The 8,826-nt window shown below is 47.3% G+C and carries 5 protein-coding genes; all 5 read left to right on the forward strand.

Features of this window, described 5'->3' with window-relative positions:
- The first annotated feature begins 866 nt into the window (after positions 1–866).
- The 5 genes from ACKI3C_RS02650 to ACKI3C_RS02670 all read left to right on the forward strand — a co-directional run bounded on the left by ACKI3C_RS02650 (position 867) and on the right by ACKI3C_RS02670 (position 8,714).
- Positions 867–2,711 (forward strand): 2-oxoacid:acceptor oxidoreductase subunit alpha, encoded by a 1,845-nt coding sequence (locus tag ACKI3C_RS02650; RefSeq protein WP_407401765.1) that lies wholly within the window; start codon positions 867–869, stop codon positions 2,709–2,711.
- A 4-nt stretch (positions 2,712–2,715) separates the two neighbouring features.
- Positions 2,716–3,756 (forward strand): 2-oxoacid:ferredoxin oxidoreductase subunit beta, encoded by a 1,041-nt coding sequence (locus ACKI3C_RS02655; RefSeq protein ID WP_407401767.1) that lies wholly within the window; start codon positions 2,716–2,718, stop codon positions 3,754–3,756.
- A 341-nt stretch (positions 3,757–4,097) separates the two neighbouring features.
- Positions 4,098–6,884: a DNA methyltransferase gene (locus ACKI3C_RS02660; RefSeq protein ID WP_407401769.1), complete on the forward strand. Its 2,787-nt coding sequence runs from the start codon at positions 4,098–4,100 to the stop codon at positions 6,882–6,884.
- Between the two features lie 5 nt (positions 6,885–6,889).
- Positions 6,890–7,807 (forward strand): DNA cytosine methyltransferase, encoded by a 918-nt coding sequence (locus ACKI3C_RS02665; RefSeq protein ID WP_407401771.1) that lies wholly within the window; start codon positions 6,890–6,892, stop codon positions 7,805–7,807.
- Entirely contained in the window at positions 7,794–8,714 is a 921-nt protein-coding gene (locus ACKI3C_RS02670; RefSeq protein ID WP_407401773.1) for a DNA cytosine methyltransferase, read from the forward strand. The genes ACKI3C_RS02665 and ACKI3C_RS02670 overlap by 14 nt, the downstream gene beginning before the upstream one ends.
- Positions 8,715–8,826 lie beyond the last annotated feature (112 nt).

Raw genomic sequence — 8,826 nt, forward strand, 5'->3', positions numbered from 1 at the left:
CGAAAGGATTGGGGAAAGGGGCAGTGTGCCCGCTCGTGACAAAAACACACAGAACTTAGCACGTTGCCACCGATCCGGCCAGGCGATGCCCCTCTAACGCGTGCAAAAACGTTAACAAATTTTATACTGCGGATTTGAGGATCTTTACAAATTAAAGAACAAAGGCAGTTTTCAGATATGGACAAAAGAAACATTAGAAGCTCATGGTTTCCACCCCGAACACGCATCCTATTACATGGTTCTTCATTTCGACAATACGAAAGAGATTGATTTCACCAAACACCCTAAACTTAGGCAAGGCATCAACACATATAGGTCAAAGATTAGACCATTAAGTGATTTCATTGGAATTAAGTGATATACATCACTAAAATGATTGACAGCTGTCTAGACGAGCGATGCAATCAAGAGATCCTGAAGCAACAACTCAAGTTTATAGGTGGGGTCTATTAATTATTAGATGACCAGGGAAACATCATCAATTATATAAAAATCAGGAAATTCATCATCAAATGTTAACATTTGAAGATGAAATGAATAAAATGTCATCCGAAAACGATTGTGTATTCTACGATGACGGCAAATAGAACGTCTCCGACGTACACATTATTTACACCGCTTTACCCCAGGTAGGGTCCGCTGCGCGTCCCCAACCTGGGGTTACTCACATACCAACGTCTCCGACGTTGCATCGCCTATGCTAAACATGATACTACCTGCGATTTCGGCGATTTAGGCCACAATTAACGCAGTTTAAACAAATTCTTAAGGTGCATTACGTAAAAAAGTAGTACCTTTGTGCCCAAATGCGTGTAAATGCGCTCACACTGACTAACATTGGGAAATTAAACAATAATATATTAGTAATGGAAGAAAAAGCAAAGGTCCAGTTTCGCCAGAGCATCGTAGTGCGTTTTGCCGGCGATAGCGGCGACGGCATGCAGCTCGCGGGCACCATATTCAGCAACGTGAGTGCCGGACTGGGCGACCAAATCTCTACATTCCCCGACTATCCCGCCGAGGTGCGCGCCCCGCAAGGCAGCCTCAACGGCGTGTCGGGATTCCAAGTTCACATGGGTCATGGCGTGCACACACCCGGCGACGAGTGCGATGTGCTGGTGGCAATGAACCCCGCGGCACTCAAGCAGAACGCCAAGTATCTGCGCAAGGGCGGTGCCGCCATTGTCGATATCGACACTTTCAACCAGAGCGGTCTTGACAAGGCCTTGTTCACCACCGACGACCCCTACACCGAGATCAACCTGCGCGGACAGGTGGTGGAGGTGCCCATGACTTCACTGGTGAAGGCTGCACTCGAAGACACAGGCATGGACTTCAAGGCACAGATGAAGTGCCGCAACATGTTTGCCCTGGGCCTCGTGTGCTGGCTGTTCAACATCCCCATGGAGTCACCCATCAAGTTCATCAACAACAAGTTTGCAAGTAAGCCCGCCATTGCTCAAGCCAACGAGAAGGTGATACGCGGCGGTTATGACTACGGTCACAACATCCACGCCAGCGTGTCAACCTATCGCATCGAGACCGAGGAGCAGCGCCCGGGCATCTATACCGATGTCAACGGCAACAAGGCTACAGCCTGGGGCCTCATCATGGCGTCGGAGAAGAGCGGACGTCCCCTCTTCCTGGGTTCATATCCCATCACCCCCGCCACCGACATCCTGCACGAGCTCGCTAAGCGCCGCGACCTGGGCGTGAAGGCTGTGCAGATGGAGGACGAGATAGGCGGCATCTGCGCTGCTGTGGGAGCCTCGTTTGCAGGCAACCTGGCAGTGACCAGCACATCGGGGCCTGGCCTGTCGCTCAAGAGCGAGGCTCTGGGCCTGGCAGTGATGGCCGAGCTTCCCCTTGTGCTCATCGACGTGCAGCGCGGCGGTCCCTCGACCGGACTTCCCACCAAGACCGAGCAGACCGACCTGCAGCAGGCGCTCTACGGACGTAGCGGCGAGTGTCCCCTCGTGGTGCTGGCAGCACTCAGCCCCACCGACTGCTTCAACATGGCATTTGAGGCGGCACGCATCGCCATCGAGCACATGACCCCCGTGGTGCTGCTCACCGATGCCTTCATCGCCAACGGCTCTAGCGCGTGGCGCATCCCCGAGGAGGACGAATATCCCGAGATAAAACCCAACTACGTGCCCGACTCGCTCAAGGCAGTGTGGAAACCCTACATGCGCGACGCACGCGGCGTGCGCTACTGGGCCATCCCCGGCACACCCGGACTGGAGCACCTCGTGGGCGGACTCGAAAAGGACTACAACAGCGGCATCATCAGCAACGACCCCATCAACCATGCCCGCATGGTGGAGACACGCCGCCGCAAGGTGGAAAATGTGGCACAGGACATCCCCGAGCTGCAACTGCGCGGTGACCGCGACGCCGACACCATAATCGTGGGGTGGGGCGGCACCTATGGCCACATCCTCGACGCAGTGCGTGCCGTGCGCAGCCAGGGCAAGAAACTCGCCATGGCACAGTTCCGCTACATCAACCCACTGCCCAAGAACACCGCCGACGTGCTCAACCGCTTCAAGACCGTGATCGTGGCCGAGCTCAACGACGGCCAGTTTGCCTCTTACCTGCAGTCAAAGATGCCGGCACTCAACATCTGCCACATCAACAAGGTGCAGGGACAGCCATTCATGGTGCAGGAAATCGTGAACGAAATCAATAAAGTAATGGAGGACGAATAAAGATATGGACGAGAAGAACATTCAGCAACAAGGCGAACAACAACAGTTTGTTCAACGCGACTACAAGAACGACCAGACCGTGCGCTGGTGTCCCGGCTGCGGCAACCACGCCATCCTCAACGTGCTCCACAAGTCAATGGCCGAACTGGGCATCCCGCCCCACATGACCGCAGTAATCTCGGGCATCGGATGCAGCTCTCGCCTGCCCTACTACATGAGCACCTATGCTTTCCACACCATTCACGGCCGCGGTGGCGCTGTGGCAAGCGGCTTCAAGACCGCTAACCCCGAGATGACCGTGTGGCAGGTGAGCGGCGACGGCGACTGCCTCGCCATAGGCGGCAACCACTTCATCCACGAGGTGCGCCGCAACATGGACCTCAACCTCCTGCTGCTCAACAACAAGATATACGGCCTCACTAAGGGGCAGTACTCCCCCACCAGTGCCCGCGGCTTCGTGTCCAAGTCGTCGCCCTACGGCACCGTTGAAGACCCGTTCATCCCCGCCGAGCTCGTATTCGGCGCACGCGGCACATTCTTTGCCCGCAGCATCGACATGGAGCTCAAGATAAGCCAGGAGTGCATGGTGGCGGCAGTGAAGCACACAGGTTGCTCGGTAGTGGAAATACTGCAAAACTGCATGATATTCAACGACGGCATACACAAGCACATAGCCGACCGCGCCTTCCGTGCCGACCGCACCATCCACCTCGTCCACGGCGAGAAGATGGTCTATGGCAAGGACAATGACAAGGGCCTCGTGCAAGACGGCTTCGGCCTCAAGGCCGTGACCATAGGCCAGGACGGCTACACGCTCGACGACGTGCTCGTGCACGACGCGCACTGCCGCGACTACTTCCTGCACCAGCAGCTCGCCATGATGGACGGCACCGACCTGCCCGTGGCACTGGGCGTGATACGCGACGTGGAGGCTCCCAGCTATGAGACCTGCGTTGCACAGCAAGTCGAGGAAGCAAAGGCCAAGCACGGCTTCTCATGCCTGCGCGACGTCATCCTCACCGGCGACACCTGGGAAGTGAAATAAGATAACAAGCACAGAATAATATCAACATTAGCGGGGCTGTCTAACAACTTTAGACAGCCCCGCTTACTACTAAAAAACCAACTAGATAACAAGGTTGTTTAGTTCTGGTTTTATAAAAACAAAACCATTATTTTTTACCTAATCTTATGTTTTTGATGATTACCTGCCTTATTTTAGATTAATTTTAGTATCTTTGCATACTTATATAAAAGAGTTTATGGCAAATCAGAATTTGAATAATATAAAGGTCATGCTGGATGAGCGCAACCAATAATTGATAAACACCTCTCTTTTATTTATATTATATTTCTGTTTTGTTTTTATGTTAACATACCAAGGTAATGAAAAATATTTCAAGAGACGCAGCAAGACGATTTGTTGTAACTTGGACAGGTCGCGGGCATGAACGAAGCGAGAGCCAGACGTTCTGGTATCAGCTTCTGCACGATGTGTTTGGAATAGACACACCGGCTAACTTTGTGAAGTATGAGTTACCCGTACGTCTGAAAAATGCCAAGTTCATAGATGCGTACATTCCTTTGACAAAGGTAATCATCGAGCAAAAATCTTCTACTGAGGATTTGCGCAAAGCAAAAAAGCAGAGCGATAAAGAAGAACTTACTCCGTATGAACAGGCTTTGCGATATTCAACAGGTTTGAAATATTCTGAACGACCTCGTTGGATTGTAACTTGCAACTTCAAATCATTCCTTATTTACGACATGGAGAAACCTAATGGTGAACCATTCGAGATAAAGTTAGAAGATTTGGAACGAGAGTATTATCTGCTTAGATTCTTAGTGGAAGATACAGAAACAACCTTACGTCACGAAAAGGAAATCTCCATTAAAGCTGGTGAGCTCATAGGCAAGCTCTATGATGAATTACGCAAAAAATACATCAATCCAGATGCGCCAGAAACATTGCGCTCACTGAATATTCTTTGCGTTCGATTGGTATTCTGTCTGTTCGCAGAGGACAGCGGATTGTTTGGTGATAACCATGGGGTGTTTTACGACTACCTTAATTCACACAAGCCTTCACAGATGCGTAAGGCTTTGGTTGCTTTGTTTGATGTCCTGAATACACCATACGAAGAACGAAACCCATACGATTTGGAGGACGATAAGTTAGCGACATTCCCATATGTAAATGGTGGTTTGTTCGCTGCTGCAGATATTGAAATTCCTAATTTTACAGCAGACATTGCTAACCTTCTGCTTTTTGAGTGTAGTGCTGGTTTTGATTGGAGTGGAATCTCTCCAACAATCTTTGGTGCTTTGTTTGAGGACACCATGAATCCAGAAACTCGTGAGGTCGGTTGCATGCATTATACTTCTGTAGAAAACATCCATAGAGTTATTGATCCTCTATTCCTTAACGATTTGAAGGACGAATTAGGTTTGATACTCAAAGAGAAGGTCGATAAAAAGCGAAAGCAGAAACTGAATGATTTCCAAGTTAAGATTGCTTCTTTGACATTCCTTGACCCTGCATGCGGTTCTGGCAACTTTTTGACAGAAACCTATTTGTCCCTACGAAGATTAGAGAACGAGGTAATAGAACTGTTGGCAGATCCGGGATCACGCTATCTTTCTACAGAATTGAGTCCCATAAAGGTGTCCATCGAGAATTTCTATGGTATTGAAATAAACGACTTCGCTGTGACCGTTGCTAAGGCTGCCCTTTGGATTGCAGAGGCTCAAATGATGTACGAAACGGAGCACATAGTTATGCGCGACTTGGAGTTTCTACCACTTAAAAGCTATTCGCATGTTGAGGGTGGAAATGCTTTGACCAAGGATTGGAATAAAGTAATTGCAAAAGATAAGCTTTCCTACATTATCGGTAATCCACCTTTCAAAGGTAAGAAGAGCCGTGAAAACGATCAGAGGAATGATTTGCTGAAGGTTATTGGCGAAGATAGTCCTCGCCCTGGCAATATGGATTTGATAAGCGGTTGGTTCTACAAAGCAGCTCGGTTCATGCAAGGGACTAATATACAAGCTTCATTTGTATCGACCATCAACATCACACGTGGTGAGCAAGTGTCTTTGCTTTGGGATGCCCTTATTGACAAATACAGCATCTGCATCAAGTATGCTTATCTGCCGTTCGTTTGGAATAGCGAATCAAAGAAGAAAGCACAAGTACATTGTACCATCATAGGCTTCTCTTGTCAACCAACTGAGAGAAAGGTCATTTATTCAGAGGATGCAGTACCTCAATCTGCCAAGAATATAAGTCCTTATCTTCGTGACGAAGAGACGATTCTTGTTTCATCGCGTAACCATCCACTCTGTAACGTTCCCGAAACAGGCATTGGAAATAAGCCTATTGATGACTCTAATTTCTTGTTCAAGCCAGATCAGAAAGATGCATTTCTACAGCAAGAACCTGAGGCAGAGAAATACTTCATGGAGTGGTATGGAGCAGATGAATTGATAAAAGGGAAGAAACGTTACTTCCTTTGGCTCGCAAAGTGTAGCCCTACAGAATTAAGAAGTTTGCCCTTATGTAGGGAACGAATAGAAAACGTTCGCAAGTTCAGAGCAAAGAGTACGGATGCAGGAACGCGAAAGCTTGCCAATTTCCCAACTCGCTTCCATGTAACCAATATTCCCGAAACTGACTTCATGGTTATTCCTGAAGTTGCATCAGAAAATCGTAAGTATAGGCCGATGGAGTACGTCACCATCGAATCGGCAAAGCATAAGTTGTTCAGTAACCTTGTGAAGTTGATGCCAAATGCATCTTATTATCATTTCGGGGTATTGCAAAGTATCGTTCACATGGTATGGACAAATGGTATCTGTGGCTACAAAGATTTCCGTCCACGCTATAGCACCGATGTTGTCTTCAACAACTTCCCATGGCCAACCCCAACCGAGAAGCAAAAGCAAGCGATAGAGAAAACAGCACTTGCCATTATAGCTGCACGCAATAATTATCCAGAGTGCTCTTTTGCAGATCTCTATGATAATAATACGATGCCAGATGATCTTCGTGAAGCTCACTTGAAAAACGATGCTGCGGTAAGGGCTGCATACGGATTCAAAGAAAGCATGACCGAGCACGAAATGATTGCTTGTCTGCTTCAAATGTATAACGAACTTATAAACGCCTAACTCAAATGGATATAAAGACATACAACGTAATAGACTTGTTCTGCGGTTGTGGAGGCTTATCATTAGGTTTCCAAAACGCAGGATACAATATCGTCGCTGCCTTTGACTATTGGGATGTGGCTTTAAATATCTATCAGAAGAATTTCCAACACCCTGTCTATAAACGCGACCTTAGCGACTTGACCGACCTTTCTGATTTCGAGGCTTTACATCCAGATGTTATCATCGGTGGTCCCCCTTGCCAAGATTATTCTACGGCTGGTCATCGTGACGAGACACGAGGAAGAGCAGCACTTACCATCTCGTATGCTAAAATAATAGAGCACATTCGTCCTAAGTACTTTCTTATGGAAAATGTTGCCGTCATCGAAAAGAGTGAAACCTTGAAGGTCGTGAATGAGATTTTCAAGAATGCAGGTTATGGTCTTACGCAACTTACTCTTGATGCCAGCAAATGTGGTGCTCCTCAAATCCGCAAGCGTTACATAACTTTCGGAGTTTTTGGTGGGAAGGATGGGGATGCTAAGGATAATTTTACTCGTCATCTGAGCAAGAAGAGCATGACAATGCGAGAATACTTTGGTGATTCGCTTGGTTTCGAGTATTATTTCCGCGTGCCTACATCCTACAAGCGTAGAGGCATCTACTCCATTGACGAACCTTCAATGACCATCCGAGGTGTTGACCGTCCTGTACCAAAGGGCTACAAAGGACATCCTGCTGATCCTGTACCTTTGACTCCTAACATTCGTTCGCTGACTCCTCAGGAACGTAGTTGGATTCAAACATTCCCGAAAGACTTCATTTGGGAAGGTTCAAAGACAAATCTTAATCAAGCAATAGGCAATGCTGTACCCGTAAAATTGGGAGAGTATATTGCTAACAGCATAAAGGAATACATTAGTGAGCATGAAACTTGTTGATCTCTTTGCTGGCTGTGGTGGCATGAGCCTTGGCTTTCAAAATGCAGGGTTTGACATCGTTGCAGCTTACGATAATTGGCAACCTGCCATTGATATTTATCGGCAGAACTTCAACCATCCTATTCACAAGCGTGATTTGGCGGTTGAAGATATTGCTGATGAACTGAAAGCTTTGGCTCCCGACATTATCATTGGCGGTCCACCTTGTCAAGACTTCTCTATTGCCGGCAAATTAAATCTTATTGGTAATCGTGCGAATCTGACACGAATCTATAGCCACTTCATCGCTGAGGTTCGACCTCAATGGTTTGTGATGGAGAATGTTTACACCATCGAACGTTCTCCCATCTTTACTGAAGCATTAGAGACATTCAAGAATGCTGGCTATGGAATTACAAAACACGTTTGGGATGCTTCTTACATGGGAGTGCCACAGATGCGCAAGCGTTATTTTGTAATTGGCTGCTTGGGAAAAGAGGATGGCTTCATGTTACAACTGTTGCTTGATGGATTAAACAAAGAACGCATGACTATACGTAAGTATTTTGGAGGAAACTTTGATAGCGAATTCATTTATCAACATCCTCGTAATTACAAGCGCCGTGGTATCTTCTCTATAGATGAACCATGCAGTACCATACGAAGTGTGAACCGACCGATTCCAAGCAATTACACCATCCATCCTGCTGACAAGACATCCGATTTATCAAAGGTTCGTCCGCTCACGACAAAGGAACGCAGTTACATGCAAACATTTCCTGAATCGTTTAAATTTGTTGGGAATCACAGTGCAATAGAACAAGCTATTGGGAATGCCGTACCCGTAAAGATGGCAGAATACATTGGTTCAAAAATAAAAGAATATGTCTCAACTTTAAATAGGGATATTCAGAAAATAGTTAACTAATTGTTTGCCAGTGTCGTGAATATTTTGTAACTTTACAAAGAAACCCCCGATGGACCCGTCTCGGGCTAATTCGGGGGTAATTTCTTATTTTTCTTGTCGTGAAGTTACAAAA

It is taken from the genome of Sodaliphilus sp., assembly GCF_045598405.1.
Taxonomy (GTDB): domain Bacteria; phylum Bacteroidota; class Bacteroidia; order Bacteroidales; family Muribaculaceae; genus Sodaliphilus; species Sodaliphilus limicaballi.